Below are 26,748 nucleotides of genomic sequence, written 5' to 3' on the forward strand. Positions count from 1 at the left end.
GACCAGGAGCAGGTATGCCCAGAAGCCCCGCCGGCCACACCCGGGGTCGCGCAGCTGTTCTGGCGGCTCTCACCGTCATTGCCGTCGTCGCCGCCGGCCACCCGGCCCCCGCGGCAGCCGCGCCGGATCCCATGAACCAGGCCTTCACCCGGGCAGCCGAGAAGTTCGGCGTACCGCGCGATCTGCTCGCCGCCGTGGGCTACGGCGAAACCCACCTGGACGGGCACGACGGACGCCCGAGCCAGGCGGGCGGCTACGGCGTGATGCACCTCATCAGCAACCCCACGAACCGCTCCCTGGAGAAGGCCTCCGCCCTGACCGGCGAATCCGCGGCCGACCTGCGCCAGGACACCGAGACCAACATCCTGGGCGGCGCGGCCCTCCTGCGGAGCCACGCCGACGCACTCGGCCTGGACAGCGCCGAGCGTCGAGACATCGATGCCTGGTACCCGGCCGTCGCCCGCTACAGCGGGGCCAAGGGAGGCGTGTCCGCGCTCTACGCGGACAACGTCTACACCTTCCTCGCGCAGGGGCTGCGGGCGACGGTTCCCGGTGGCGAACGGATCTCGGTCACCTCCCGTCCGGTCGCCCCGCAGAAGGGCGCCCTGGCCGCGGTCGGCGTGACCGCCCAGAGCCCCGACTACCCCTCGGCGCTGTGGGTCCCCGCCAATGCCGCCAACTACGCGGTCAACCGGACGGCGGCCATCGACAAGGTCGTCATCCACGTCACGCAGGGCTCGTACGCCGGCACGATCAGCTGGTTCCAGAACCCCGATTCGCAGGTCAGCGCCCACTACGTGGTCCGTTCCTCCGACGGTCAGATCACCCAGATGGTGCGCGACAAGGACACCGGCTGGCACGCCAAGACTGCCAACGCCTCGTCGCTCGGCATCGAGCACGAGGGCTTCATCGACGACGCGTCGTGGTTCACGGACTCGATGTACCGCTCCTCGGCGGCGCTGACCGCCTACCTGTGCAACCGGTACGGGATCCCGAAGGACCGGGCCCACATCATCGGGCACAGCGAGGCACCCGGGAACGACCACACCGACCCGGGCGTCAACTGGAACTGGACCTACTACATGCAGCTGGTCGGGGGCGGCGGGGGCAGCAGCAGCGTCGGGCTGGACTTCACCTCGTACGCGACCCAACGGTCGGGCTCGACGGGTCCCCAGGTGAAGGCGATCCAGCACCTGCTCAACAAGCAGGGGTACAGCGCGGGTGCCGAGGACAGCATCTTCGGACAGACCACGCAGAACGCCGTCAAGGCGTTCCAGACGGCCCGCAAGCTGTCCGCCGACGGAACTGTGGACCCGAAGACGTGGACCGCGCTGCTGTCGGCCGGGACCACACCGACGCTCACCAAGGGTGCGAACGGCGATGACGTGAAGCGGGTGCAGCGGGCGCTGACCGCGGCGCTCGGTTCGACGGTCGCCACAGACGGAAGCTTCGGCACGGCGACCGACACGGCCGTGCGTCTGTACCAGGACGGCCGGGGTCTGGACGTGGACGGCAGCGTGGGACCCGACACATGGAAGGCACTGCAGGCCGGGCTCTGATTCCCCGGTTCCCCGTCACCAAAGCTTTGCGGGCGGGCCCGTGCGCGGTGCGCACGGGCCCGCCCGTCCCTTTGAGTACCGGGTCCCCTTGAGTACCGGTACTCATGCCCGGACCCGGCTCCCCCGGGACGATGACGGGAGAGCGGGCGGACGGACGCGCGGCTCGGTCGGGGGGACGGCATGGGACGGTTCGCGGGGGCGGTGCTGGCGACAGCCGCACTGGCCGGAGCACTGGCACTGGCCTACACGTCGGGCATGTCACTGTCGCTGCTGCTGGGAGCGGCGGCCGGTGTGCTGAGCCTGCTGTGGCTGCTCCTCCTGCTGACGGTGCCATGGAACCTGTACTTCCGTGCCCGGGCGGTCCTCGCCGAGATCGGGGTCAGCCGCGGCAAGGGCCTGGACGTGCCGGAGGCACGCGATGCGGAAGCGGCGCGGATCGCCCGGATGATGCTGCGGGTCGCAGTGGGGGGTCACGTCCTGACGGCTGCCCTGGTCGTCGCGGTCACGGTGGCGACGGGAGCGGTCACGGGATACTGGTTCGCCGGGTTCTTCCTGCTGAGCACCGTCTTCAGGCCGGCGGGCGCCTACTTCGGGCAGTTGCGGAGACGGCTGGGCACCCTCGTCGAGGACGTCACCTTCCCGCGTGACGACGTCCTGGAACTGCGCAAGCAGGTCGAGCGGGTGCAGAGCGGGACCAGGGTCCTGGAGGAGAAGGCGGAGGAGCAGTACCGCGCCCTCGCCGCACTGCGCGGCACCGTGGACGCGCTGGGCGCCTCGGTGTACGAGCGGGCGGACGAGGCCGACCGGAAGATCGCGGCGCTGGCCCGGGAGTTCGAAGCCACCGTGAACCGCCTGACGGACAACCAGGAGATCATCAGCGGCCTGAAGGCGTTCCTGCGGCTGCTCCGGGCAGCCGACGGCGATGCGGGCGCACACCCGCTGCGCTGATGGTCCTGCCCGGACCGGCCGGAAGGGCGGCGGCGCGACCGGGCAGACTGGGGCGGTGAGTACCGACACCCCGCGGGCACCGGAGCGCGCCCTGCACCATGTGGCCTCCCTGTCGACAGGATCGCCGCTGGATCCGGCACTGGCTGTGACGCTGAACTTCCACCCGGACAGGGCCGGCCCCGACGGCCGTACGGTTCTGGATCTGCTGGCCGATGACGGCGTGTACGTGTCCCAGTTCGTCACCGGCACGAGCAACGGAGGGCTCACGGCGCACCCCGGCGGTGACCGGTGGCGCTGGGAGAGCCGGATCTTCGGGGGTGCCTACGACGACGCGCACGCCCATGAGCGCCCCGTCTACGGCGCGTTGAACTTCCGACGCTCGACCGTCGGTGCGGCGCCCCGGTTCGGTTCCGCGCACCTCAGGCTGACCTCCGAGGCGCTCGACCGCACCACGTTCTGCTATCCCGACAGCTTCCTGGAGCCTGCGGACTTCGGGGTGGCGGCGCGTATGCGGCTCATCGAACTGGCCGAGGCCGACCGCAAGGACGCGCTCGACGACTACATCGAGGCCCAGGTCCACGGGCCCGTCCGCCTCGACCGCCATGTGGAGGCGCTGGTTCTCGACCCGTCCTACCGCGGTACGCCGGTGGACTCCGCCGCACGGAGACTTCCCTGTCCTGTCGAGTGGCACGACGGGTTCCGGATCAGCGTCGAGGAGTTGCGGCGCCGGCCGGGCTACCGAGGACAGGAGTACGTCGATCTCGGCGCCGCGCTCGCGGTGGACGGCCGGCTCGACCCGCGGCTGATCGGGGACGCGGCCCGCTCCGGCCGCCACGACGGGCAGGACCTCAAGAAGGTCTGGCACTGTCTGGCCCGGTTCGGGCGGACCGCCACCGGCGGGAGAGAGTGAGAACAGAGGTGGCTCCGCCCCCTGAGCAGGGTGCGGAGCCACCTCGGACGGGTCCCTCAGCAGATCACTTCAGGCCGAAGGCCCGGATGATCTCCTGGTCGACGGCGAGGCCGCCGGGTCCCTCGGTGTGCGCCTTCAGCGACACGAAGCCGCCCGACTTCGCCGGGGTCCTGAACCGTGCTGTCCACCTGCCCGCCGAGTCCTTGTGCAGCTGCGCGGCCGCCCAGGTCTTGCCGTCGTCGTAGCTGACCGACAGCGAGGCCTTGTCGGCCTTCACCGCGCCGTCCATCCACTCCTGCGTGCCGGAGGCGAGCCCCACCTCGGTCCACCGGCCGCCCTTGACGTCACCGGCCAGGTCGGTGTCGACGTCGAAGTCCAGCTGGAGCATCGGGATGTCGGCCTGGTACGTGTTCTCGTCCAGGGCGCCCGAGACGAAGCTCCACTCGCTGTGGGTCCGGGTCGAGGTCTTCCACACGTCGCCGTCCCGGACCGAGTCGAGGACCAGCCGGTACGGGAGCTTCTCCGACGAGAGGTCGCCCGCGTATCCGGCGCGGCCCGCGCCCTTCCTGAGCAGCGTGTCACCCTGGTAGAAGGCGTACGACGTGGTGTCGTACTCGTCCTCGGGCATCGAACCGGAGTGGCCCGCACCGGAGTCGCTCCACATCGGGATGTTGAACTGCATGTCGTTGTACGTCGTCCGGAACGGACCCCAGTAGCCGGTGCCGAGCCGCGGACGGGTGATCGGCGCGAACCACTCGGCCTCGTAGCTGCGGCCGGCCGTGTAGTCCAGGTCGCCGCTGCGCATCTCGGCGGCGAAATCCGTCGCCTGCGCGTTCAGAACCGAGTGGTTCTCGTACCAGAAGGAGTCGCCCGGCAGCGGGGTGACCCACTCGGTGCGGACGCCCGGGAACTTCTCGTACTCCGCGAAGCCGAGCCCCGGTCCGTAGTCCGGGATGTCGTAGCGGTAGCCGCCGCCGAGCATCGCCTTGTGGCCGTAGAAGGTGTTCTCCACCTTCGCCAGCTGACCGGTCGACGGCGCGAAGGCCAGTGAGCGGTCGGGGATGGTGCCGTTGTGGCGGTCGACCAGGTCGTACACGAAGCTCGTGTACTTGCGCTGGTCGATGTCGAGCTTCCGGCCGCGCTCAGCGGCCTTGATCAGCGTCCCGCCCGCGATCCGCTGCACGGTGGCCACCGGGATCGTGGTCTCGGTGCCGTACGGGACGTAGCTCTCCATCAGGACGCCGCTGCCGTCGTTGACGACGAACAGCGCCTTGGCGCCCGCGGCGAGCGCGTTCGCCAGCCGGTCGGCGGGGCTGACCGCATCGCTGCGGGTGACCACGACGGCCTTCCCCTTGACGTTGTGGCCCTCGTAGTCGGCCGCGGCACCGTTGCCGGCGAAGAAGCCGGTCAGCTTCTGCTCGCTGTTCTCGGCGAGCAGCGAGCCGGACTGCACGGTGACCGGCACATCACGGCCGTCGGCCGACAGGTCGATCATCTTCTCGCCCTGACGCCAGCGGGTCAGGAAGCTGAAGCTGCCCTGCGTGACCTTCTCGGTGGGGCTCGCCCACAACTGGTCGTACATCAGCGGGATCTGGAACGCGTCACGCAGGACGACCCCGTTGGGCGCGGTGCGTGCCATGTCGTAGCGCAGCTGCCGCGTCTCGGTCTCCCTGGGCGTGCGCACGCTGACCTTGCGAGCCTTGGAGGCGTCCAGGGTGACGGTGGTGGGCTTGTCCAGGACCGTCTCGGGGTCCGCCAGGAAGGCGACGGCCTTCGAGTCGGCGCGGTCGCCCTCGACGTCGACCGAGGCCCAGGTGGAGTAGTTGCCGGGCGGCAGGCGCAGCGTGGTCTCGCCGGAGACCGCGACGACGCCGAGGTCCGGGCTGCCGAGCTCACCGAGGACGACGTAGCCGTCCATCGGCTTGCCCGCGCGGTCGCGGAGCTCGAGCGTCAGGTCGTAGAGCTCCTGCTCCTTGTTCACCGCGAAGCCGGTGTGCGCGACGACTGTGCCGGCCGCGTCCTTGGCGACCACCTGGCCGGAGAACTGGGTGTTGTTCGGGACCTGGGCCGGGTCGATCGAGAGGACCACGTCGGCGGTGGAACCGGCCGGGACGGTGACCGTGGACGCGGAGAGCTTGTAGGCGGCCGAGTCCGTGCCGGTCGCCAGGTCCAGAGTGACGTCCTGCGCACCGGAGTTGCGGTAGGTGATCTTCCGCTCGGCGACCGGGTCGGTCGTGGCGTGCGGCCAGTCGTAGGAGGCGACCTCGACGGAGCCGGTGGCCTCGATCGTCGTGTCGATCGCCGCCTTCACATCGAGGCGGCCGGTGCCCTGCTCGTACGGCGTGTAGTCGGGCAGCTGCTTCGAGGAGGTCATCAGCGCGTCCTTGATGCGCTGGCCCGACCAGTCGGGGTGCCGCTGCTTCAGGATGGCGGCGGCGCCGGCGACGTGCGGGGTCGCCATCGACGTACCGGACATCTGCTGGTACATCTCGGTCATACCGGGGATCGCCTGCGAGGCGGCCGCGTTGATGTCGACGCCGGGGGCGGACAGGTCGGGCTTCAGCCCGTGCGACCTCACCAGCGGGCCCATGGAGGAGAAGTCCGCGCGGTTGTCCTGCTTGTCGACGGCGGCGATGGTGAGTGCCTTCGCCGCGGAGCCGGGAGCGCCGATCGTGCCCGCGCCGTACGCGTTGCCGGCGGCGATCACGAACAGCGGGCCGCCGTCGGCCGAGAGCGCGTCGACTGCCTGCGCCATCGGGTCGGTGCCGTCGTCGGGGATGCTGGATCCGAGGCTCATGGAGACGACGTCGGCGCCTTCGGCCTTCGCCCACTCCATGGCTTCGATGATGCCGGAGTCCGCGCCGGATCCCTCGTTGCTGAGGACCTTGCCGACGATCAGGTCGGCTCCCGGGGCGACGCCCTTGTTGGCGCCGTCCGACGCGGCGCCCGAGCCCGCGATGGTGGACGCGACGTGCGTGCCGTGGCCGTGCTTGTCGACGACCTCCTCGCCGGGTACGAAGCTCCTGGACTGCAGGATGCGGTCCTTCACGTCCGGGTGCGTCGCGTCGATGCCGGTGTCCAGGACGGCGACCGTGGTGCCCTTGCCGTCGAAGCCTGCGGCCCATGCCTGCGGGGCGTTGACCTGCGGCACCGAGTCCTTGAGCGACGCCTCGACCCGGCCGTCGAGCCACAGCTTGGCGATGCCGTTGTCGAGCGAACGGCTCTTCTCCGTGCGGGCGATGTCGCTCCAGAAGGCGCGGGCGTCGTCCTTGTCCGCCTTCAGCGCCGCACCGTGGATCGATTCGAGGGTGCGGACCGTCCTGCTGCCGCGCGGTGCCGCGGGCAGCGAACGTGCCGAGCCCGCCGGGTAGGTGGCGATCAGCGGGATGCCGCCGGAGCGCTTGTCGTCGTACCCCATCTCGACGAGGGCGGAGACGTTGAAGAGCCGGCGGTCCAGCTTCCCCGCCGCGATCAGGGCGGTCGCCTCGTCGGGCAGGACGTAGATGTCGTCGCCCGCCTGCTGCATGTGCACGCCGCCCGAGACTCCGTCGGGGCGGTCCACGGTCACGGTGTCCTGCTTGCCGGCGCCGTCCGTGTAGTGGACGACATCACCGGTGACGAGGGTGATGTCGTAGCTCCGGGCCGGGGCCTCGGAGCGGCCGCCGGTGGATGACGGCTGCGGAGCGGCGGTGGCGGAGCCCGCCGCGGGAAGCATGACGCCACTCACGAGGGCGACCGAGGTCGCTATGAGCAGTGCCCTGCGTCCCGCGCGAGCGGGTCTCGCCCGGCCGGAAACGGAGGAGGGGAGGAATGTCATGCAGAAGATCTACCGGCCGGGACACACCGATGGCGCGTTCACACCTGGCGTGAACCTGCCGTGGCGGTAATCCGCCCCGCCGATGACCGCGGCCGGGCGGCCGGGTTCAGGCCACGGAGGCGAGCGGTGGTCCGTCCTCGTGGTGGATGGGGGTGTGGGCGCCGGCGAGCGGCACACCGCTGCCGCCGCGCCGGTCGGCGACGATCTCGGCCGCGATCGACAGGGCCGTCTCCTCGGGCGTACGGGCCCCGAGGTCCAGGCCGATCGGCGAGTGCAGGGCGGCCAGTTGGCGCTCGGTCACGCCCGCTTCGCGCAGTCGCTCGTTGCGCTCCAGATGGGTGCGGCGCGAACCCATCGCGCCGACATAGGCGACCGGCAGCCGCAACGCCAGTTCCAGCAGCGGTACATCGAACTTGGCGTCGTGCGTGAGTACGCAGAGCACCGTGCGCGCGTCCACCTCGGTGTCCGCGAGGTAGCGGTGCGGCCAGTCGACGACGATCTCGTCGGCCTCCGGGAAGCGTGCCGCGGTCGCGAAGACGGGCCGGGCGTCGCAGACGGTGACGTGATAGCCGAGGAAGCGGCCGGCTCGGACGAGGGCGGCGGCGAAGTCGATGGCCCCGAAGACGATCATCCGGGGCGGCGGGACGCTCGATTCGACGAGCAGGGCGAGCGGCCGGCCGCAGCGCGAGCCGTCGGCGCCGATGGTGACCTCGCCGGTGCGGCCCGCGTCCAGCATCGCCCGGGCCTCGGCGGCGGCCGTGCGGTCGAGCTCGGGGTGTCCCCCGAGCGCGCCCTCGTACCTGCCGTCGGGGTGGACGAGCAGCGGGCGGCCGAGCATCTCCGCGGGCCCGTCGGTGATCCGGGCGACCGCCGCCGCCGAACCCCCGGCGGCAGCGGCGAACGCGGCGGCGAACACCGGGCGCGCGGGATCCTCCGCGCGCACCGGGGTGACCAGGATGTCGATGACGCCGCCGCAGGTCAGGCCGACCGCGAAGGCGTCGTCGTCGCTGTAGCCGAAGCGCTCGCGCACGGTGGTGCCGTCCTCGAGCGCCTGTCGGCACAGTTCGTACACCGCGCCCTCCACACATCCGCCGGAGACCGATCCGATGGCCGTGCCCTCGCTGTCGACCGCGAGCGCGGCGCCCGGCTGCCGGGGCGCGCTGCCGCCGACGGCCACCACGGTGGCCACGGCGAACGCGCGTCCCTGCCCGACCCACCGGTGCAGTTCCTCGGCGATGTCCAGCATGGCGTGTCTCCTTCTGACAGGGGTGCGGAGGGCGGTGGCGTCAGTGGACGCCCAGCCAGCTCTCGATCGGATTCAGGGCGAAGTAGACGACGAAGATGAGCGTCAGGACCCACATGAAGGCACCGACCTCACGGGCCCTGCCCTGGGCGAGCTTGATGGCGGCGTACGAGATGACGCCCGCCGCGACACCTGTGGTGATGGTGTACGTGAACGGCATCAGGACCACGGTGAGGAAGACCGGGATGGCGACGGAGCGGTCGCTCCAGTCCACGTGCCGGGCGTTCTGCATCATCATGGCGCCGATGACGACCAGGGCGGCCGAGGCCACCTCGGCCGGCACGATGGCCGTGAGCGGGGTGAAGAAGAGGCAGGCGGCGAAGAAGAGCCCGGTGACGACGGAGGCCAGCCCGGTGCGGGCGCCCTCCCCGACCCCGGTCGCCGACTCGACGAACACGGTCTGGCCGGAGCCCCCGGCGACGCCGCCGATCGCTCCGCCCGCTCCGTCGATGAACAGCGCCTTGGACAGGCCCGGCATCCGGCCCTTGTCGTCGGCGAGCTTCGCCTCCGTACCGACTCCGATGATGGTGGCCATGGCGTCGAAGAAGCCGGCCAGCACCAGGGTGAAGACGATCATGCCGACGGTCATCACCCCGACGTCGCCCCAGCCGCCGAACTCGACGTCCCCGAAGAGCGAGAAGTCCGGTGAGGAGACCGCGCTGCCGGCCAGCTCGGGCGGGCCGCTGCTCCAGGACTTGGCGTCGATGTCGCCGACGGCGTTGACGACGACCGCTACCATGGTGCCGACGACGATCCCGATCAGGATCGCGCCGGGGATGTTGCGCGCCTGGAGCATGAAGATCAGCAGCAGGGTCACGGCGAAGATGAGGACGGGCCAGCCGGCCAGTTCACCGGCGGGGCCGAGGGAGAGCGGGGTCGCGGTGCCCTTGTGGACGAAGCCGGCCTTGTAGAGCCCGATGAGGGCGATGAAGAGGCCGATGCCCATGGTGATGCCGTGCTTCAGCGCGAGCGGGATGGCATTCATGATCATCTCGCGGAGGCCGGTGACGACCAACAGGCAGATCACCAGCCCGTAGACCACGCACATACCCATGGCCTGCGGCCAGGACATGGCCGGGGCGACCTGCGAGGCGAGCACGCCGGAGACGCTGAGACCGGCGGCGAGCGCGAGGGGCACCTTGCCGATGAAGCCCATCAGCAGGGTGGTGGCAGCCGCCGCGAACGCGGTGGCGGTGATGAGTCCCGGCTGGCTGAGCAGCTGGCCGTCGACGTCCTTGCCGCCGAGGATGAGCGGGTTGAGCAGGAGGATGTACGCCATGGCCATGAAGGTCGTGACGCCGCCGCGCACTTCGCGCGCGACGGTCGATCCCCGTTCGGATATGTGGAAGTAGCGGTCGAGCCAGGACCGTCCGGCGGGGACGCGCGAGCCGGGGCCCGCGTCCTCCGCACTTGTCTTGGCTTGCACTGTCTGCTGGGTCATGTTGCCTGACTCCCAAGGTTCACAGGGGCACCCGCGTGGAGCTTCGTGACTGCGGGATTTGGGATGCTGCTCGGCGGCACGACCCGGGGGACGGCCCAGGACGAACTCTTCTTGCAGGTGGAGCGGTTGTGCGTGGACTCCGGACGGTGCGCGGCGCGGGGAAGTGTGACGTTCACGGCAGGCGCGCACCGCCCGGAGGGTTCTGGGTGGCCGTCAGGTCCCGGTGAGGTGCTCGGGTCGTACCGGTGTCCTGTTCAGCTCCAGACCCGTCGCGTTCCGGATCGCCGCGAGGACGGCCGGGGTGGACGACAGGGTCGGGGCCTCGCCGACACCGCGGAGCCCGTACGGGGCGTGGTCGTCGGCGAGTTCGAGCACATCGACCGGGATGGTCGGGGTGTCGAGGATCGTGGGCAGCAGGTAGTCCGTGAAGGACGGGTTGCGTACCTTCGCGGTCTTCGGGTCGACGACGATCTCCTCCATGACGGCGATGCCCATGCCCTGGAGGGTGCCTCCCTGGATCTGGCCGATGACCGACAGCGGGTTGAGCGCCTTGCCGACGTCCTGGGCGCAGGCCAGTTCGATGACCTTGACCAGGCCGAGCTCGGTGTCGACCTCGACGACCGCGCGGTGGGCCGCGAAGGAGTACTGGACGTGGCCGTTGCCCTGGCCGGTCCGCAGATCGAACGGCTCGGTGGGCCGGTGGCGCCACTCCAGCTCGATGTCGATCGCCTCGTCCTCCAGTACGTCGACCACGTCGGCCAGTACCTCGCCGCCGTCGGTGACGACCTTGCCGCCCTCCAGGAGGAGTTCGGCGGTGGCCCAGGCCGGGTGGTACGTGCCGAACTTGCGGCGACCGAGCTCCAGCACCTTCTCCCGGACGGCTTCGCAGGAGTTCTTCACGGCGCCGCCGGTGACGTACGTCTGGCGGGAGGCGGAGGTCGAACCCGCCGAGCCGACACGGGTGTCGGCGGGCTGGATGGTGACCTGGTTGACGCCGAGTTCGGTACGGGCGATCTGGGCGTGGACGGTGACGCCGCCCTGTCCGACCTCGGCCATCGCGGTGTGCACGGTCGCGACCGGCTCGCCGTTGATGACCTCCATGCGCACCCGGGCGGTGGAGTAGTCGTCGAAGCCCTCGGAGAAGCCGACGTTCTTGAGGCCGACGGCGTAGCCGACCCCGCGGACGACGCCTTCGCCGTGGGTGGTGTTGGAGAGCCCGCCGGGCAGGGCGCGCACGTCGACGCTGCTGCCTTCGGCGTCCACCGCCAGCCACTGCTGCTCGGGCGGCATCGGCCGGGACTTGACCCGGCGCAGCAGCTCGGCGACCGGGGCCGGCGAGTCGCAGGGCTGTCCGGTCGGCAGGAGGGTGCCCTGTTCCATGGCGTTGAGCTGGCGGAATTCGACCGGGTCCATGTCGAGCTTCGCCGCGAGCTTGTCCATCTGCGCCTCGTACGCGAAGCACGCCTGGACGGCGCCGAAGCCGCGCATGGCGCCGCAGGGCGGGTTGTTGGAGTAGAGCGCGAGTGCCTCGATGTCGACGTCCTCGATGACATAAGGGCCGACCGAGAGCGAGGAGGCGTTGCCGACGACCGCCGGGGAGGCGGAGGCGTAGGCCCCGCCGTCCAGCACGATCCGGCACTTCATGTGGGTGAGCTTGCCGTCCTTGGTGGCGCCGTGCTCGTAGTGGAGCTTCGCCGGGTGCCGGTGGACGTGTCCGAAGAAGGACTCGAAGCGGTTGTAGACGATCTTGACCGGCTTGCCGGTGCGCAGCGCGAGCAGGCAGGCGTGGATCTGCATCGAGAGGTCCTCGCGGCCGCCGAAGGCGCCGCCGACACCGGAGAGCGTCATCCGGACCTTGTCCTCGGGCAGGCCCAGGACCGGGGCGATCTGCTTGAGGTCGGAGTGCAGCCACTGGGTGGCCACGTACAGCTCGACGCCGCCGTCCTCGGAAGGCACGGCGAGGCCGGACTCCGGGCCGAGGAACGCCTGGTCCTGCATGCCGAAGGTGTACTCGCCCCGGACGATCACATCGGCGCGCTTCGCGGCGGCGTCGGCGTCACCGCGGACGATCGGCTGGCGGTGGACGATGTTCGGGTGCGGGACATGACCGATGTGGTGGTCGTCGCGGCCTTCGTGGACCAGGATCGCGTCAGGTGCGGTCGCGGACGCCTCGTCCGTGATGACCGGCAGTTCGACGTAGTCGATCTTGATCTTGGCGGCGGCGCGGCGCGCGGTCTCCGGGTGGTCGGCGGCGACGAGCGCCACCGGCTCACCGTGGTGCCTGACCTTGCCGTGGGCGAGGACCGGGGTGTCCTGGATCTCCAGGCCGTAGTTCTTCATCGCGGCGGGCAGGTCGTCGTAGGTCAGCACGGCGTAGACGCCGGGCGTCGCGACGGCCTCCCCGATGTCGATCGACCTGATCTCGGCGTGGGCGACGGTCGAGCGGAGCGTGTGGCCCCACAGCATGTCCTCGTGCCACATGTCCGAGGAGTAGGCGAACTCGCCGGTGACCTTCAGGGTGCCGTCGGGGCGCAGCGTGGACTCGCCGATGCCGCCCCTGGTCTGCGAGCCCTGGGTGATCTTGGTGGGGGTACCGGCCGGCACGGAGGCGGCCCGTGGATGCAGAGCCATGGCTATCGCACCGTCTCTTCCTGACGGGCGGCCGCGAGGCGGACCGCGTCGAGGATCTTCTCGTAACCCGTACAGCGGCAGAGGTTGCCGGAGAGCGCCTCGCGGATGTCCTGGTCGGACGGCGAGGGGTGGGTCTCCAGCAGTTCGTCGGCGGCGACCAGGAGACCGGGGGTGCAGAAACCGCACTGCACGGCACCGGCGTCGATGAACGCCTGCTGGATCGGCGAGAGCTCGGTCGCCTCGCCGCTCTGTCCGTCGGCGGGCTTGGCCTGCCAGCGCTGGGCGGCGTCGAGCGTCGTGCCGCAGGCGCCGGAGGCGCAGCCGTTGCCCGGGTGGGCGTCCTCGCGGTGCTTCGCATAGTCCGCGAGGCCCTCGACGGTGACGACCTCGCGGCCCTCGACCTGTCCGGCCGCGACCAGACAGGAACAGACGGGCACACCGTCCAGGCGGACCGTACAGGACCCGCATTCGCCCTGCTCACAGGCGTTCTTCGAACCCGGAAGGCCCATGCGCTCACGCAGGACGTACAGGAGGGACTCGCCCTCCCAGACGTCGTCGGCTTCCTGCTTGCGGCCGTTGACCGTGAAATTCACTCGCATGGTTAAGCAGCTCCTTCGAGGGTGCGGCCCGTGCCGCGGTACTGCTCCCAGGTCCAGCCCAGCGTGCGGCGGGCCATGATGCCGACGGCGTGCCTGCGGTAGGCCGCGGTGCCCCGTACGTCGTCGATGGGGTTACAGGCGCCGGAGGCCAGCTGCGCGAACTGCTTGGCGACGGACGGGGTGATGATCTTGCCGTTCTCCCAGAACCCGCCCTCTTCCAGCGCGGCGTTCAGGAACTCCTCGGCCTCCCTGGCCCTCACGGGCGTGGGTGCGGCGGAGCCGATGCCGGTCCGGACGGTGCGGGTCTGCGGGTGGAGGGCGAGGCCGAACGCGCAGACCGCGATGACCATCGCGTTGCGGGTGCCGACCTTGGAGTACTGCTGAGGGCCGTCGGCCTTCTTGATGTGCACGGCCCGGATCAGCTCGTCCGGTTCGAGGGCGTTGCGCTTGACGCCGGTGTAGAAGGCGTCGATGGGGATCATCCGGGTGCCTCGTACGGACTCGGCCTCGACCTCGGCGCCTGCGGCGAGCAGGGCCGGGTGGGCGTCACCGGCGGGTGACGCGGTGCCGAGGTTGCCGCCGACGCCGCCGCGGTTGCGGATCTGCGGCGAGGCGACGGTGTGCGAGGCGAGGGCGAGGCCGGGCAGCTCGGCCCTGAGGTGCTCCATGATGGCGCTGTACGGCACGGAGGCGCCGAGCCGGACGTCGTCCTGGCCCACCTGCCACTCGGACAGCTCACCGATGCGGTTCAGGTCCAGGAGGTACTCGGGCCGCCGGTGGTCGAAGTTGATCTCGACCATCACATCGGTTCCACCCGCGATGGGTACAGCCGTCGGGTGCTCGGCCTTGGCGGCGAGCGCCTCCTCCCAGCTGGCGGGGCGAAGGAAGTCCATGAGTGGCTCTCTTCTTCTCAATCGGGTCGTTCGGCTGGGGGCTGGGGGACGGCCGGCCCTCGACTGGTCGTTCCTGTGTTGTTGACGCGGTGTGTGACCCAGTACACAAGCCTTGCTCCACTCGGTGCAGTCACCGAAACCATGAAGGAATTGGCTGGTCCTCATCCCTGTCTTGTAGATTCGAACGAATGGTGGGGAACATGAACCTCACCGCAACTCACAGGTATCCCCAGTTGTCCCCCGGACCAACGAGAAAGATCGGCGGCAATCGAGATGCGGCTGCGCGCACTGCTGGACACCGACGCGCTGGGCCTGCGGCTGCTCGGCGGCGAGGACGAGCTGGACCGTTCGGTCCGGGGCGTGATGACGACCGATCTCCGCGACCCGAGCCGCTATCTCTCCGGCGGGGAGCTCGTCCTCACGGGCCTGGCCTGGCGCCGGGACGCGGCGGACTCGGAACCGTTCGTCCGGATCCTGGCGGGTGCCGGCGTCGCCGGTCTCGCGGCGGGCGAGGCGGAGCTCGGGGCCATTCCCGACGATCTCGTCGAAGCATGCCTGCACCACCGGCTTCCGCTCTTCGCGGTCAATGAAATTGTCGCATTTGCAACGATCACCGAGCACGTGGTGCGCCAGGTCTCCGGTGAGCGCGCCGGTGATCTCGCCGCCGTCGTGGACCGGCACCGCCGGCTGATGACCTCGGGCCCGGCGGGCGGCGGCCCCGAGGTGGTCCTCGACCTGCTCACCTCCGACCTGGACCTGCGCGCCTGGGTCCTCTCCCCCACCGGCCGCCGGATCGCCGGGGCCGGCGAACCCCTGGCCGGTCCCGTGTGCGCGGCACTGGCCGCGCAGCACCTCGCGGCCACCCGCACCGGCCGCCGGGGCCCGCACCGCGCCGAGGTGGGTGGTACGACCTATTCGCTGTTCCCGATCCGGAACAACGGCCGGGGTACCGTCCCGGCCCCGTCCCGCGACGCGCGGGAGTCGGTGCTCTCGGACTGGCTGCTGGCCGTGGAGGCCGACGCGAGCGACTGGCCGGCGGCGCGGCTCGATCTCCTCCAGGGCGTCACGCAGCTGATCGCGGTCGAGCGGGACCGCCGCGACGCGGCCCGTACGGTACGCCGCAGGCTCGCCCAGGAGGTGCTGGAGCTGGTCCAGACGGGCGCGCCCCCGGCCGAGATCGCGGCCAGGCTGCGGGTCGCGGCCCCGGTCCTGCTGCCCGGCCTCGGGACCGCCCCGCACTGGCAGGTCGTGGTGGCCCGGGTCGAGTGGGCGGGCGAGGGCACGGACTCCGGCCCGGAGCTGCCGGGCGGCCAGGTCGCCCAGGCGCTGCTGGAGGAGATCCTCGTCGACCCCGCCGTGGCGGGACCCGACTCCGCGGACCGGATCGCCGTGGCCCACACGGGTGACGAGGCCATCGCCCTCGTTCCGCTGCCCGCCGTCTCCGCGCCCGCCGCGGAGCCCGCTCCCGGCTCCGGCCCGGACGCGCCGGAGGAGGCCCCGGAGCGGCGGGACAACGCGCTGCACGCCGACGCCCTCCTCGCCACCGTCCGCGAGCCGCTCTCGGCGGGGCTCGCGGAGGACGGCCGTCTGACACTGGGTGTCAGCGCCGCCGTGCATTCGGCCGAAGGACTGCGCGGCGCACTGGAGGAGGCCCGGCACGCCCGCCGCGTCGCGGCGGCACGCCCGGGCCGGGTCTGCGCGGCCGGCCACCACGAGCTCGCCTCGCACGTCCTGCTGCTGCCCTTCGTCCCCGACGACGTCCGCCGGGCCTTCACCGCCCGTCTGCTGGACCCGCTGCGCGACTACGACCGGCGGCACCGCGCGGAGCTCATCGAGACGCTCGAGGCCTTCCTGGACTGCGACGGTTCCTGGACCCGCTGCGCGGCCCGGCTGCACCTCCACGTCAACACGCTGCGCTACCGCGTCGGCCGGATCGAGCAGTTGACGGGGCGTGACCTTTCGCGCCTCGAGGACAAGCTCGACTTCTTCCTCGCCCTGCGTATGAGCTGACTTCCGGGCGCCGCCACGGCACCTCCTCGGTCCGGTCGATTGTGAAATCTTTCACCTGACATTGATCCCACCCCTTGGCCCGGCGTGCCATTCCGTGCTGAGATGCGGCCACACTCAACAGCTCAAGGGCGCGCTCGGGGAGGGCAACGTGGCGCATACCGCCATGTCTGGTTCCGGAACGACAGCAGATGACGATCCGCCGCTCCAGACAGCGGTATGGCGGCTGCGGTCACGCGCCTGCTGGACGGACGCGGCCGCACTGCTGGAACACCACGCGGCCACGGATGCCGCAGCCGCTCTCCAGCGGACCTCTCTGCTGACCGAGCAGTGCCTCTACACCGGTACGGGCTGGACCGAGGCCGAGGACGCGCTGCGTACGGCCGAGGCACTCGCCCACGACGACACCGAGCGCGGGGCGGCCGCCTGCGAGCGCGGCTACCTCGCGTACGCCTCGACGCTGCTCGGGGTACGGGACCGGGCCGACGAGGCCAGCGTGGCGCTGAGCAGGGCCGCGGCCCTGCTCGCCCCGGGGGCCCCGGGCCGCCCCCTGCTGGACTTCCGCCGGGGCCTGATCGCCCAGAACATCTCCGACGCCCCCCAGTCCGCCCGGGCCGCGTACCGCAGGGCCCACGCCGGGGCCACGGCCCAGGGCGACGAGCTGCTGCTCTCTTTCACCTGGCGCCACCTGGCCTCGCTCGCCCTGCGCGAGGGCGAGCTCGCGGAGGCACGGCACGGCTTCGCGGAATCGCTGCGGATAAGGGAGGAGCTGGGCTATCTCGTCGGTACCGCCCCGGCCCTCCTCTCGCTCGCGGACGCCGAGACGGAACCCGAGGCGGGGCGGCTGCGCGCCGAGGCGGGGCGGCTGTTCCGGCTGCTCGGTGGCGTACCGACGTGGCTGGCCCCCCGGCTCGAGCCACCGGCCCCGGAGACCGTGGAGGCAAACTGACGCACGCGGCCGGTGCGCCGTCCCCGGCCGGGGACGGCGCGGGGTCAGCCCTCAGCGCCCGTGAAGTGTTCGCGCACGAGTGACTGCACGACCGTGAGGTCCCTCGCGATGAGTGCGTCCAGCAGCGCGGTGTGCTCGGAGGCGTCGGCGAGAAGGTCGGCCCGCCGGGTGGCGGGGTTGCTGACCAGGGGCCACTGGGAGCGGCGGTGCAGCTCGTCGGCGACCGTCACGAGCTGCTGGTTGCCCGAGAGCGCGAGAACGGCACGGTGGAAGGCCCGGTCGCTCTCGGCGTAGCTCGCCCGGTCGCCGACGGCCGCCGCGGCGACCGTGGCGTCGGCCAGCGGGCGCAGCACGCACCAGTTGCCCGCCGGCACGGTACGGGCCAGCCGCAGCATCACGGGGACCTCGATCAGGGCGCGCACCTCGGCGAGCTCGGCCAGCTCGCGCGGGCCCCGCTCGCTGACCCGGAAGCCCCGGTTGGGTACGACCTCGACGGCGCCCTCGATGGCCAGCTGCTGCATCGCCTCGCGCACCGGCGTCGCGGAGACGCCGAACCGCGCGCCGAGCGCCGGGGCGGAGTAGACCTGCCCCGGTGCCAGCTCGCCGTCGACGAGGGCGGCGCGCAGGGCGTCCAGGATCTGGCCGCGTACGGAGTGCCGCTGCACCACGCGGGGGGCGGGCGGCTCGCTGTGGGTGTGCTCGCCGCGTGCCTGTTCGGGCACCCGGACGTCCTGCGGGGTCCCCGCGGACGCGTACGGCGGGCGTACGCCTTCGCGCGCTCTGCCCTGCTCCACCCGGACCTCCTCGGCCTGCCGTGGGGCCGGCTCGCACGTGGCCTGCCCTCTGTGCACGATAGGCGGAGGAGGCCGCAGTTCAAACATCGATCAATTCGGGTAAGGTAAGGCTTACCTGCAAACGATCGTGATTCGGTGGTCCCTGCATGACCGTCCCCACCCTGCTCACCGCCCCCGCCCCGTCCCCCGTGACGGCGGCGTACGTACGCCTGGCCGAGGTCTTCCCCGGGCTGCGGGCCGAGGTGCTCCCCGACGACGCGGCGGCGCCGTCGGGCACCGGCTGGGTGGGCGCCGCCGAGCTCGCCGAGGGCGGCGCCGCCCTGGACGCCTTCCTGGCCTGGGACGACGAGCAGGTACTCCGGGACTACGGCACGCAGGCACGCCCCGACGTGGTGGCCAGCTTCGGACTTCACCGCTACGCCTGGCCCGCGTGTCTGCTGGTGACCGTTCCGTGGTTCCTGCACCGCCGGGTGCCGCGGATTCCCGTCCGGGACGTCTCCTTCCAGCGGGCCCTCGGACATCTGACCGTCCGGGTGCGCGAGTTCGCCTGCCTTCCGGACGATCCGGCGGCGACGCTGCCGGGCGCCCGGATCGTCCCTGACGACGCGGCACTGCGGGCCGAGGTCCGCGAGGCCGTGGCGGAGCACCTCGGCCCCGTGCTCGACGGCTTCGGACCCCGCATGCGGCGCGGCAAGCGCGCCCTGTGGGGCATGGCGACGGACGAGATCGTCGAGGGCCTCTGGTACATCGCCCATCTGCTCGGCGAGGAGCGCCGCGCGATGGACGAGCTGGAGCTGCTGCTGCCCGGCACCACCAAGCCGTACGTGGGAACCGCGGGCTTCCGCGAGCTGACCGGACCCGACGGAGAGGCGCTGCCGACCCGCGACCGGGCGAGCTGCTGCCTCTTCTACACCCTGCGGCCCGAGGACACCTGCGTCACCTGCCCGCGCACCTGCGATGCCGACCGCGTCCGGAAGCTGACACCCGCCCCCTGAGGGGCGTCGGCTCACACCGCCCGTCCGGGCGACCCGAATTCGAACACAACTCGCTTCCCCTATGCGGATGTTCGAGAAGATTCCGTCCAACGGTGAGCCCTGCCACCCCAATGGCGTTCACTTGCCCCGAAACCCCCCTGAGCGGTCCGGTATTTCCGTCACGATGGCGCCCGAAACGCCCTACGCGACGCAAGGGACCGCGCATGAGACTGACCGACATATCGCTTGACTGGCTGCTTCCGGGCGCCGTACTGCTCGTGGGGGTCATGGCGGCGGTGACGGTGGTCGCGCGCGGCAAGCGCGCCGCTGAGAAGGCCGCGGCCGACGACACCTGGGAACGCAGCGAGGACCGCCGCAGGCGCAAGGAGGCGCTCTACGCGACCGCCTCGTACGTCCTGCTGTTCTGCTGCGCCGCGGTTGCCGCCGCTCTCTCCTTCCACGGACTCGTCGGCTTCGGCCGGCAAAACCTCAGCCTCTCCGGGGGCTGGGAGTATCTCGTCCCCTTCGGCCTCGACGGGGCTGCCATGTTCTGTTCGGTGCTCGCGGTGCGCGAGGCCAGCCACGGTGACGCGGCGCTGGGCTCCCGGCTGCTGGTGTGGACGTTCGCCGGCGCTGCCGCCTGGTTCAACTGGGTGCACGCGCCGCGCGGGATGGACCACGCGGGCGCCCCGCACTTCTTCGCGGGGATGTCCCTCTCGGCAGCCGTGCTGTTCGACCGGGCGCTCAAGCAGACCCGCAGGGCCGCCCTGCGGGAGCAGGGGCTGGTACCGCGGCCCCTGCCGCAGATCCGGATCGTCCGGTGGCTGCGGGCCCCCAGGGAGACCTTCGGCGCCTGGTCGCTGATGCTCCTCGAGGGCGTACGCACCCTGGACGAGGCGGTCGACGAGGTACGCGAGGACCGCCGGGAGAAGGAACAGGACCGGCACCGCAGGAAGGACCAGGCGAAGCTGGACCGGGCCCAGATCAAGGCCCTGAACCGGCAGAACCGGGCCTGGGGACGCGTCGGCAGGAACGCCCACGAAGTGGACGTCCAGGCCATCGCCCCCGCACCGGGCGGCGGCACACCGGCCGTCGCGGAGCCTGCCATAACAGAGCCGGGACAGCTGCCCCTGCGTCCCCGGCCATCCCTTCAAGCCGTCAACGGCCAGAAATCCAGGAGTACTTCGGCACAGAACCCGAACGGTGAACCCGTGACCGTCGACCTCACAGCGGAGGACGACACCCAGACACTGCCCCGGCTCGACTCGCTGGAGCAGAAGCTCAAGGATCTGGAGCAGCAGTTCGGCTAGGGTCTTTCGTTTGGATCCGGACGGATCCGGACGCGAGGCCCTGTGCCTCAGGGCTTCTCCCTGTTCAGCTCGAACCAGACCACCTTGCCCAGCGCCTGTGCGGTGACTCCCCAGGAGTCGGCCAGGCTCTGTACGAGGAGCAGTCCCCTGCCGTGCGTACCGTCGTCGGCGTTCGGTACGTACGGCTCGGGCTCCTGCCCCGCCAGGAAGTCGCGCACTTCCACCCGTAATCGCCTGGGCGCCGCCGTCACCGTGACCACTGCGCCGGTGCGGGTGTGGATCAGGGCGTTCGTCACGAGTTCGCTCAGCAGGAGCTCCGCCACGTCGGTGTCCTCGGGGCGTGAGCGGTAGCGCAGGAACTCCCGCAAGGCGCCTCTCACTTCCCCCACGCCCGACAGATCCGCGTGCCCCAGTCTCCGGTGCAGCCGCACCGGACGGCTCTCCTGTCGCTTCGTCATGTCCCCCGCGCGCACAGTGAATCGACCTCCTTCGAGTCGTCATCCCTCGAACACCTTCACGGGATGCATGCCCCACAGACGGGCACTCACGCTTTTACGGGCGTCAACAGGTGAACGGACACCGGCGCAACCCCGGCCGGAAGGCCAGTGCGTTACGTTTCCGTACCCACGGTTAACTTCCAAAAAATTCACATGAGTCGGCGTTGACGGATAGGGATCTACGCGCGTCATCATGGTGCCCATGCGAATCCCCCCACGCATCACCACGCTCGGCGGCATCGCCGCCCTCCTGTCCGTCCTCTTCGTCGGCGGCCCGGTCACCGCGACGGCCGCGACCGTCCCCTCGGTCACCGCGGTCGGCAGCATCTGCTACTCCGCTCTGCCGTCGCAGGCGCACGACACCCTCGATCTCATCGACGCGGGAGGTCCTTTCCCGTACGACCAGGACGGCACCGTCTTCCAGAACCGGGAAGGCATCCTGCCGAGCCAGGGAACCGGCTACTACCACGAGTACACGGTCATCACGCCTGGTTCCTCGACCCGCGGTGCCCGTCGGATCGTGACGGGTGAAGAGGTCCAGGAGGACTACTACACCGCTGACCACTACGAGTCCTTCGACCTGGTCGACCACGACTGCTGATCAGTAGTCCCCCGGTCCGGTCCGCGCCGTCGTCCCCCACCTGCGGCGCGGATCACCGGACCGGCGGCGGGAGAACCGCGCTTGTACCCTCCACGCATGACCGTGATCTATGTGATCGACGGCTCCGAGGTCACCGGCCTGGAGCGCTTCTGGGACGTGGTCGGCGAGGCGGTGAACGGCCCCGGCGGCTATTTCGGCCGCAGTCTCGACTCGTTCGCCGACTGTCTGAGCGGTGGCATGGGCACCCCGGACGACGCCGACTTCGCCGTCGAATGGCGCGACCACGCGCTCTCCGCCCGTGCGCTGGGCCACGAGGAGACCGCACGCCATCTGCGGCGCACGCTCACCCGTGTGCACCCCACCGGGAGGGCGGCTGCCGAGCACGCGCTGGCCGATGCGCTGGCCGGCCGGGGCCCGACGCTCTTCGACACGCTGGTGGAGATCATCACGGAACGGACCGCGCCCGGGACCCTGCGGCTGAGGTGATCACGGGCGCGGTACGGGGAAGTGAAGCCCTGTAACACCCCGCAGGCACCGACCCCGAGGAGCCGTGATGCACGACGACCGCACACTGGTGGAGGGCCGCCTGGAGCGGGCGCTCCAGCAGTTCGTCCGCCCCGCCCAGTACGCGGCCCGGACCCCTCTGGCCCTCTCCGCCTGGCACGCCCCCGGCGAACCCGTGCCGGTGGCCGACGCGCTCGGTCAGGCGTACGAGCCCTTCGTGACCGGTACGGCATGGGGGAAGCCGTGGTCCACGACCTGGTTCCGGCTCACGGGCAGCGTGCCCGAGGAGTGGTCGGGACGCCGGGTGGAGGTGGTCGTCGATCCCGGGTTCTCCGGCCAGGGCCCGGGTTTCCAGGCGGAGGGGATGCTGTACGGCACCGACGGCGTCCCCCTCAAGGGCATCCATCCACGCAACCGGCACCTCACGGTCTCCGCGGCGGCGAAGGGCGGTGAGCCGGTCTCCCTGCTCCTGGAGGCGGCGGCCAACCCCGCCGTGCTGGAGCACGGCTTCGAACCGACCCCGCTCGGCGACGTACTGACCGCCGGGGACCGCCCCCTCTACACGTTCGCCTCCGCCGACCTCGCCGTCCTCGACGAGGACGTCTGGCATCTCGTCCTGGACATCGAGGTGCTGTCCGAGCTGATGGGCGAGCTGCCCGCCGACCGCTCCCGTAGCCACGAGATCCTGCGGGCGCTGGAACGCATGCTGGACGCCCTCGATCTGCACGATGTGGCAGGCACGGCGGCGGCGGCCCGGGCGGAGCTGGCCGAGGCCCTGTCCAGGCCCGCCTCCGCGAGCGCACACCGCGTGTCGGCGGCCGGGCACGCGCACATCGACTCGGCGTGGCTGTGGCCGCTGCGCGAGACGGTGCGCAAGGCCTCGCGCACCTTCGCCAACGTCACCGCTCTGGCCCAGGACTATCCGGAGCTGGTCTTCGCGTGCTCCCAGGCCCAGCAGTACGCCTGGGTGAAGGAGCATCAGCCGCACATCTGGGAGCGGATCAAGCAGGCGGTCGCGGACGGCCGGTGGGCACCGGTCGGCTCGATGTGGGTGGAGTCCGACGCCAACATGCCCGGCGGTGAGGCGCTGGCCCGGCAGATCGTGCACGGCAAGCGCTTCTTCACCGAGGAGCTCGGGGTCGAGACGGAGGAGATCTGGCTGCCGGACTCCTTCGGCTACACGGCGGCCTTCCCGCAGTTGGCCCGGCTGGCCGGGGTCCGGTGGTTCCTGACGCAGAAGCTGTCCTGGAACCAGCACAACAGGATGCCGCACCACACGTTCTGGTGGGAGGGCATCGACGGGACCCGGGTCTTCACGCATTTCCCTCCGGTGGACACGTACAACGCGCAGTTCCACGCAAGCGAACTCGCCCGCGCGGAGAAGAACTTCGCCGAGAAAGGCCGCGCCTCGCGCTCCCTGGTGCCGTTCGGCTGGGGCGACGGAGGGGGCGGGCCGACCCGCGAGATGCTGGAGAAGGCCCGCAGGCTCCGGGATCTGGAGGGCTCGCCCCGGGTCGAGATCGAGAAGCCCTCGGCGTTCTTCGCGGCGGCCGAGGAGGAGTACGGCACCGAGGCACCGGTCTGGTCGGGCGAGCTGTACCTGGAGCTGCACCGGGGGACGTACACCTCCCAGGCAGCCACCAAGCGCGGCAACCGCCGCAGTGAACACCTGCTGCGTGAGGCGGAGTTGTGGGCGACCGCGGCGGCCCTGCGCGACCCCGGCTACCACTACCCGTACGAGACGCTGGAGAGGATCTGGAAGACCGTTCTGCTGCTGCAGTTCCATGACATCCTGCCCGGCTCGTCCATCGCCTGGGTGCACCGCGAGGCCCGCGACACGTACGAGGCGGTGCGGGCGGAGCTCGCCGACGTGGTGGCCGAGGCCGTGACGGCGCTCGGCCCGCCGGAAGGTCTCGTGGCGCTCAACGCCTCGCCGTACGACCGCAGTCATGTGCTCGAACTGGACGCGGATGCGAGCGGAGTGCTGCCGTCGGGCGCCCATGTGCAGGCACTGGGCGAAGGGCGCACGGCGGTGGCGGCACGGACGCCGGCCCTGGGTGCGGGGCTGCTGGACGGCTCGGTGGTGCCGGACCACGCGGCCACGGCGACCGGCACCGCGGAGGACGGCGGAATCGTTCTGGACAACGGGCTCCTGCGGGTCACGGTCGACCGGGACGGGCTGATCGCCTCGGTGCGGGACCTGGTGGCCGGCCGGGACGTCCTCGCCCCCGGCCACCGGGCGAACCTCCTTCAGCTGCACCCGGATCACCCCAACCACTGGGACGCCTGGGACATCGACCGGCACTACCGCCGCTCGCGCACGGACCTGACGGACGCGGACTCCGTCGAGACGGTCGAGGCCGGGCCGCTGCGGGCCGCCGTCCGCGTGGTGCGCTCCTTCGGAGCGTCCCGGATCGTGCAGGAGCTGCGGCTCTCCGCGGGCAGCCGGCAGCTCGACATCGACACCGAGGTGGACTGGCAGGAGTCGGAGAAGGTCCTGAAGGCGGCCTTCCCGCTGGACGTCCACGCCGAACGGTCCACGGCCGAGATCCAGTTCGGCCATGTGCACCGGGCGACGCACGACAACACCGGCTGGGACGCGGCGCGTTTCGAGATCTGCGCACACCGCTGGCTGCGCGTCGCCGAACCGGGCTACGGCGTCGCGGTCCTCAACGACTCGACCTACGGCCACGAGGTGACACGGACCCCGCACGAGGCCGGGCTCGGCACGACCGTACGGCTGTCGCTGCTGCGCGCACCGCACAGCCCGGACCCGCACGCCGATCTCGGGACGCACCGCTTCCGCTACGCCCTGGCGCCCGGTGCGCAGGTCACCGATGCGGTGCGGGAGGGGCTGGCGCTCAACCTGCCGCTGCGGGCGGCGGTGGCCCCGGCCGTGCCGTCGCTGGTGACGACGGGGCATCCGGCCGTGACCGTGGAGTCGGTGAAGCTCGCCGAGGACCGCGGCGGTGATGTCGTCGTGCGGCTGTACGAGTCGGCCGGAGGGCGGGCGGACACCACTCTGCGGGTCGGTTTCCCCGTGGTGCGGGCGCAGATCACCGACCTCCTGGAGCGGCCGGTGGAAGAGGCCGTGGCCGGCGAGGACGGTCTTGCGCTGTCGCTCAGGCCCTTCCAGATCCTGACGGTGCGGCTGACACCCGCCTGAGCGTGCCCCAGGTCAGGGTCGGGGCATGTTCCGGAGGTTGGAGCGGGCCATCTGGAGCATCCGGCCCACTCCGCCGTCCAGCACGATCTTGCTGGCGGAGAGCGCGAAGCCGGTCACCATGTCGGCGCTGATCTTCGGCGGGATGGAGAGCGCGTTCGGGTCGGTGACCACGTCGACGAGTGCGGGGCCCTTGTGCTTGAAGGCGTCCTTGAGGGCGCCTTCGAGCTGCTTGGGCTTCTCCACCCGCACCCCGTACGCCCCGCAGGCACGGGCGACCGCCGCGAAGTCCGGATTCTTGTTCGCCGTGCCGAACGAGGGCAGTCCCGCGACGAGCATCTCCAGTTCGACCATGCCGAGCGAGGAGTTGTTGAACAGGACCACCTTCACCGGCAGGTCGTACTGGACCAGGGTGAGGAAGTCGCCCATCAGCATGGTGAATCCGCCGTCGCCCGACATCGACACGACCTGCCGGTTCCGGTCGGTGAACTGGGCGCCGATCGCCTGCGGCAGCGCGTTGGCCATCGAGCCGTGGCTGAACGAACCGATCACCCGGCGCTTGCCGTTGGGCGTGAGATAGCGGGCGGCCCACACGTTGCACATGCCCGTGTCGACGGTGAACACGGCGTCTTCGTCGGCGAGTTCGTCGAGCACCGAGGCGACGTACTCCGGGTGGATCGGAACGTGCTTCTCGACCTTGCGGGTGTACGCCTTGACCACGCCCTCGAGCGCGTCGGCATGCTTCTTCAGCATCCGGTCGAGGAACTTGCGGTCGGTCTTGGCCTTCACGCGCGGTGTGAGCGACCGCAGGGTCTCGCGTACGTCGCCCCAGACCGCCAGATCGAGCTTGGAGCGACGGCCCAGGTGCTCGGGACGCACATCCACCTGGACGATCTTCACATCGGTCGGGAGGAACGCGTTGTACGGGAAGTCGGTGCCGAGCAGGATGAGCAGATCGCACTCGTGGGTGGCCTCGTAGGCGGCGCCGTAGCCGAGCAGTCCGCTCATGCCGACGTCGTACGGATTGTCGTACTGGATCCACTCCTTGCCGCGCAGCGCGTGCCCGACCGGGGCCTTGACGCGCCCGGCGAACTCCATCACCTCGGCGTGCGCGCCTGCGGTGCCGCTGCCGCAGAACAGCGTCACCCGTTCGGCCTCGTCGACCATCCGGCAGAGCTTCTCGATCTCCTCGTCACCGGGCCGTACGGAGGGCCGCGTGGTGACCAGAGCATGCTCGATCGACTTCTCCGGGGCCGGCCGGGAGGCGATGTCGCCGGGCATCGAGACGACGCTGACCCCGCCGCGTCCGATCGCGTGCTGGACAGCGGTCTGGAGCAGCCGGGGCATCTGCTGCGGGTTGGAGATCATCTCGTTGTAGTGGCTGCACTCCTGGAAGAGCAGCTCGGGATGGGTCTCCTGGAAGTAGCCGAGCCCGATCTCGCTCGAAGGGATGTGCGAGGCGAGGGCGAGGACCGGGGCCATGGAGCGGTGGGCGTCGTAGAGGCCGTTGATGAGGTGCAGATTGCCGGGGCCGCACGACCCTGCGCAGGCCGCCAGGGTGCCGGTGATCTGGGCTTCCGCACCGGCGGCGAACGCGGCGGTCTCCTCGTGCCTGACCTGGATCCATTCGATGGCCGCGTTGCGCCGGATGGCGTCGACCACGGGGTTGAGGCTGTCACCGACGACGCCGTACATCCGCTTCACCCCCGCCCGCACGAGAATGTCGACGAACTGTTCCGACACGTTCTGCTTGGCCATGGGTGTGCGCCCTCTCTGCGTGTGCTCGGCGCACATGCGGCTGTCCGGGCTCCGGGGCCGGGACAGCCGGCCGTCGGACTCCGGAGTCCA

General features: G+C 71.0%; 19 protein-coding genes. 10 read left to right on the forward strand and 9 right to left on the reverse strand.

What is annotated here, in order from left to right; genetic code table 11:
* The first annotated feature begins 14 nt into the window (after positions 1-14).
* The 3 genes from OG257_RS08290 to OG257_RS08300 all read left to right on the forward strand — a co-directional run bounded on the left by OG257_RS08290 (position 15) and on the right by OG257_RS08300 (position 3,417).
* Entirely contained in the window at positions 15-1,559 is a 1,545-nt protein-coding gene (locus tag OG257_RS08290) for an N-acetylmuramoyl-L-alanine amidase (protein ID WP_329206126.1), read from the forward strand.
* Positions 1,560-1,739: 180 nt separating this feature from the next.
* Positions 1,740-2,507, forward strand: coding sequence for a hypothetical protein (locus tag OG257_RS08295; RefSeq protein WP_329206127.1), 768 nt, complete (start codon positions 1,740-1,742; stop codon positions 2,505-2,507).
* A 55-nt stretch (positions 2,508-2,562) separates the two neighbouring features.
* On the forward strand, positions 2,563-3,417 hold the full coding sequence (locus OG257_RS08300; protein ID WP_329206130.1) for a DUF3626 domain-containing protein: 855 nt from the start codon (positions 2,563-2,565) through the stop codon (positions 3,415-3,417).
* Between the two features lie 64 nt (positions 3,418-3,481).
* Here OG257_RS08300 and OG257_RS08305 read toward each other — a convergent pair whose 3' ends face one another.
* From OG257_RS08305 to OG257_RS08330, 6 genes are all read right to left on the reverse strand, one after another.
* On the reverse strand, positions 3,482-7,234 hold the full coding sequence (locus tag OG257_RS08305; RefSeq protein WP_329206131.1) for a S8 family serine peptidase: 3,753 nt from the start codon (positions 7,232-7,234) through the stop codon (positions 3,482-3,484).
* A gap of 106 nt (positions 7,235-7,340) precedes the next feature.
* The gene (locus OG257_RS08310; RefSeq protein ID WP_329206133.1) at positions 7,341-8,480 is read right to left on the reverse strand and encodes an XdhC/CoxI family protein; all 1,140 of its coding nucleotides are present in this window, start codon (positions 8,478-8,480) and stop codon (positions 7,341-7,343) included.
* Between the two features lie 40 nt (positions 8,481-8,520).
* Entirely contained in the window at positions 8,521-9,978 is a 1,458-nt protein-coding gene (locus OG257_RS08315; RefSeq protein WP_329206135.1) for an NCS2 family permease, read from the reverse strand.
* Positions 9,979-10,191: 213 nt separating this feature from the next.
* On the reverse strand, positions 10,192-12,609 hold the full coding sequence (locus tag OG257_RS08320; protein WP_329206137.1) for a xanthine dehydrogenase family protein molybdopterin-binding subunit: 2,418 nt from the start codon (positions 12,607-12,609) through the stop codon (positions 10,192-10,194).
* A 2-nt stretch (positions 12,610-12,611) separates the two neighbouring features.
* A complete protein-coding gene (locus OG257_RS08325; protein ID WP_329206139.1) occupies positions 12,612-13,208 on the reverse strand; it encodes a (2Fe-2S)-binding protein in 597 nt (198 codons plus the stop codon).
* Positions 13,209-13,210: 2 nt separating this feature from the next.
* Positions 13,211-14,101, reverse strand: a complete 891-nt coding sequence (locus tag OG257_RS08330) for an FAD binding domain-containing protein (RefSeq protein WP_329206141.1) — start codon at positions 14,099-14,101, stop codon at positions 13,211-13,213.
* Between the two features lie 273 nt (positions 14,102-14,374).
* Here OG257_RS08330 and OG257_RS08335 point away from each other — a divergent pair, with 273 nt between their 5' ends.
* Together OG257_RS08335 and OG257_RS08340 are read left to right on the forward strand one after the other, a co-directional pair.
* Positions 14,375-16,111 (forward strand): PucR family transcriptional regulator, encoded by a 1,737-nt coding sequence (locus OG257_RS08335; protein WP_329206143.1) that lies wholly within the window; start codon positions 14,375-14,377, stop codon positions 16,109-16,111.
* 163 nt (positions 16,112-16,274) lie between these two features.
* Entirely contained in the window at positions 16,275-17,057 is a 783-nt protein-coding gene (locus OG257_RS08340) for a hypothetical protein (protein ID WP_329206145.1), read from the forward strand.
* 44 nt (positions 17,058-17,101) lie between these two features.
* Here the strand turns inward: OG257_RS08340 and OG257_RS08345 are convergent, their stop codons facing one another.
* Positions 17,102-17,851 carry a GntR family transcriptional regulator gene (locus tag OG257_RS08345; RefSeq protein WP_329206147.1) on the reverse strand — a complete coding sequence of 250 codons (750 nt, stop codon included), beginning with the start codon at positions 17,849-17,851 and terminating at the stop codon, positions 17,102-17,104.
* Positions 17,852-17,997: 146 nt separating this feature from the next.
* On the opposite strand from OG257_RS08345, the gene OG257_RS08350 reads away from it, so the two are divergent.
* Entirely contained in the window at positions 17,998-18,846 is an 849-nt protein-coding gene (locus tag OG257_RS08350) for a (2Fe-2S)-binding protein (protein WP_329206149.1), read from the forward strand.
* Between the two features lie 203 nt (positions 18,847-19,049).
* Entirely contained in the window at positions 19,050-20,135 is a 1,086-nt protein-coding gene (locus OG257_RS08355; RefSeq protein WP_329206150.1) for a DUF2637 domain-containing protein, read from the forward strand.
* Positions 20,136-20,182: 47 nt separating this feature from the next.
* On the opposite strand, the gene OG257_RS08360 is transcribed toward OG257_RS08355, so the two are convergent.
* Positions 20,183-20,593 (reverse strand): ATP-binding protein, encoded by a 411-nt coding sequence (locus tag OG257_RS08360; protein ID WP_329206151.1) that lies wholly within the window; start codon positions 20,591-20,593, stop codon positions 20,183-20,185.
* A gap of 241 nt (positions 20,594-20,834) precedes the next feature.
* On the opposite strand from OG257_RS08360, the gene OG257_RS08365 reads away from it, so the two are divergent.
* The 3 genes from OG257_RS08365 (at position 20,835) to OG257_RS08375 (ending at position 24,903) form a co-directional block, all read left to right on the forward strand.
* Positions 20,835-21,233, forward strand: a complete 399-nt coding sequence (locus OG257_RS08365) for a ribonuclease domain-containing protein (protein WP_329206153.1) — start codon at positions 20,835-20,837, stop codon at positions 21,231-21,233.
* A gap of 96 nt (positions 21,234-21,329) precedes the next feature.
* Entirely contained in the window at positions 21,330-21,719 is a 390-nt protein-coding gene (locus OG257_RS08370) for a barstar family protein (RefSeq protein ID WP_329206154.1), read from the forward strand.
* A gap of 67 nt (positions 21,720-21,786) precedes the next feature.
* A complete protein-coding gene (locus tag OG257_RS08375) occupies positions 21,787-24,903 on the forward strand; it encodes an alpha-mannosidase (protein WP_329206156.1) in 3,117 nt (1,038 codons plus the stop codon).
* A 12-nt stretch (positions 24,904-24,915) separates the two neighbouring features.
* Here the strand turns inward: OG257_RS08375 and OG257_RS08380 are convergent, their stop codons facing one another.
* Entirely contained in the window at positions 24,916-26,658 is a 1,743-nt protein-coding gene (locus OG257_RS08380; protein WP_329206157.1) for a pyruvate dehydrogenase, read from the reverse strand.
* Between the last annotated feature and the right edge of the window lie 90 nt (positions 26,659-26,748).

This window comes from Streptomyces sp. NBC_00683, from assembly GCF_036226745.1.
GTDB lineage: Bacteria > Actinomycetota > Actinomycetes > Streptomycetales > Streptomycetaceae > Streptomyces.

Coding starts and splice junctions, on each gene's coding strand:
- OG257_RS08355 (WP_329206150.1), top strand. CDS start 19,050: ATGAGACTGACCGACATATCGCTTGACTGGCTGCTTCCGGGCGCCGTA.
- OG257_RS08340 (WP_329206145.1), top strand. CDS start 16,275: ATGTCTGGTTCCGGAACGACAGCAGATGACGATCCGCCGCTCCAGACA.
- OG257_RS08320 (WP_329206137.1), bottom strand. CDS start 12,609: ATGGCTCTGCATCCACGGGCCGCCTCCGTGCCGGCCGGTACCCCCACC.
- OG257_RS08360 (WP_329206151.1), bottom strand. CDS start 20,593: ATGACGAAGCGACAGGAGAGCCGTCCGGTGCGGCTGCACCGGAGACTG.
- OG257_RS08330 (WP_329206141.1), bottom strand. CDS start 14,101: ATGGACTTCCTTCGCCCCGCCAGCTGGGAGGAGGCGCTCGCCGCCAAG.
- OG257_RS08365 (WP_329206153.1), top strand. CDS start 20,835: ATGCGAATCCCCCCACGCATCACCACGCTCGGCGGCATCGCCGCCCTC.
- OG257_RS08325 (WP_329206139.1), bottom strand. CDS start 13,208: ATGCGAGTGAATTTCACGGTCAACGGCCGCAAGCAGGAAGCCGACGAC.
- OG257_RS08375 (WP_329206156.1), top strand. CDS start 21,787: ATGCACGACGACCGCACACTGGTGGAGGGCCGCCTGGAGCGGGCGCTC.
- OG257_RS08295 (WP_329206127.1), top strand. CDS start 1,740: ATGGGACGGTTCGCGGGGGCGGTGCTGGCGACAGCCGCACTGGCCGGA.
- OG257_RS08380 (WP_329206157.1), bottom strand. CDS start 26,658: ATGGCCAAGCAGAACGTGTCGGAACAGTTCGTCGACATTCTCGTGCGG.
- OG257_RS08315 (WP_329206135.1), bottom strand. CDS start 9,978: ATGACCCAGCAGACAGTGCAAGCCAAGACAAGTGCGGAGGACGCGGGC.
- OG257_RS08335 (WP_329206143.1), top strand. CDS start 14,375: ATGCGGCTGCGCGCACTGCTGGACACCGACGCGCTGGGCCTGCGGCTG.
- OG257_RS08310 (WP_329206133.1), bottom strand. CDS start 8,480: ATGCTGGACATCGCCGAGGAACTGCACCGGTGGGTCGGGCAGGGACGC.
- OG257_RS08290 (WP_329206126.1), top strand. CDS start 15: ATGCCCAGAAGCCCCGCCGGCCACACCCGGGGTCGCGCAGCTGTTCTG.
- OG257_RS08305 (WP_329206131.1), bottom strand. CDS start 7,234: ATGACATTCCTCCCCTCCTCCGTTTCCGGCCGGGCGAGACCCGCTCGC.
- OG257_RS08370 (WP_329206154.1), top strand. CDS start 21,330: ATGACCGTGATCTATGTGATCGACGGCTCCGAGGTCACCGGCCTGGAG.
- OG257_RS08350 (WP_329206149.1), top strand. CDS start 17,998: ATGACCGTCCCCACCCTGCTCACCGCCCCCGCCCCGTCCCCCGTGACG.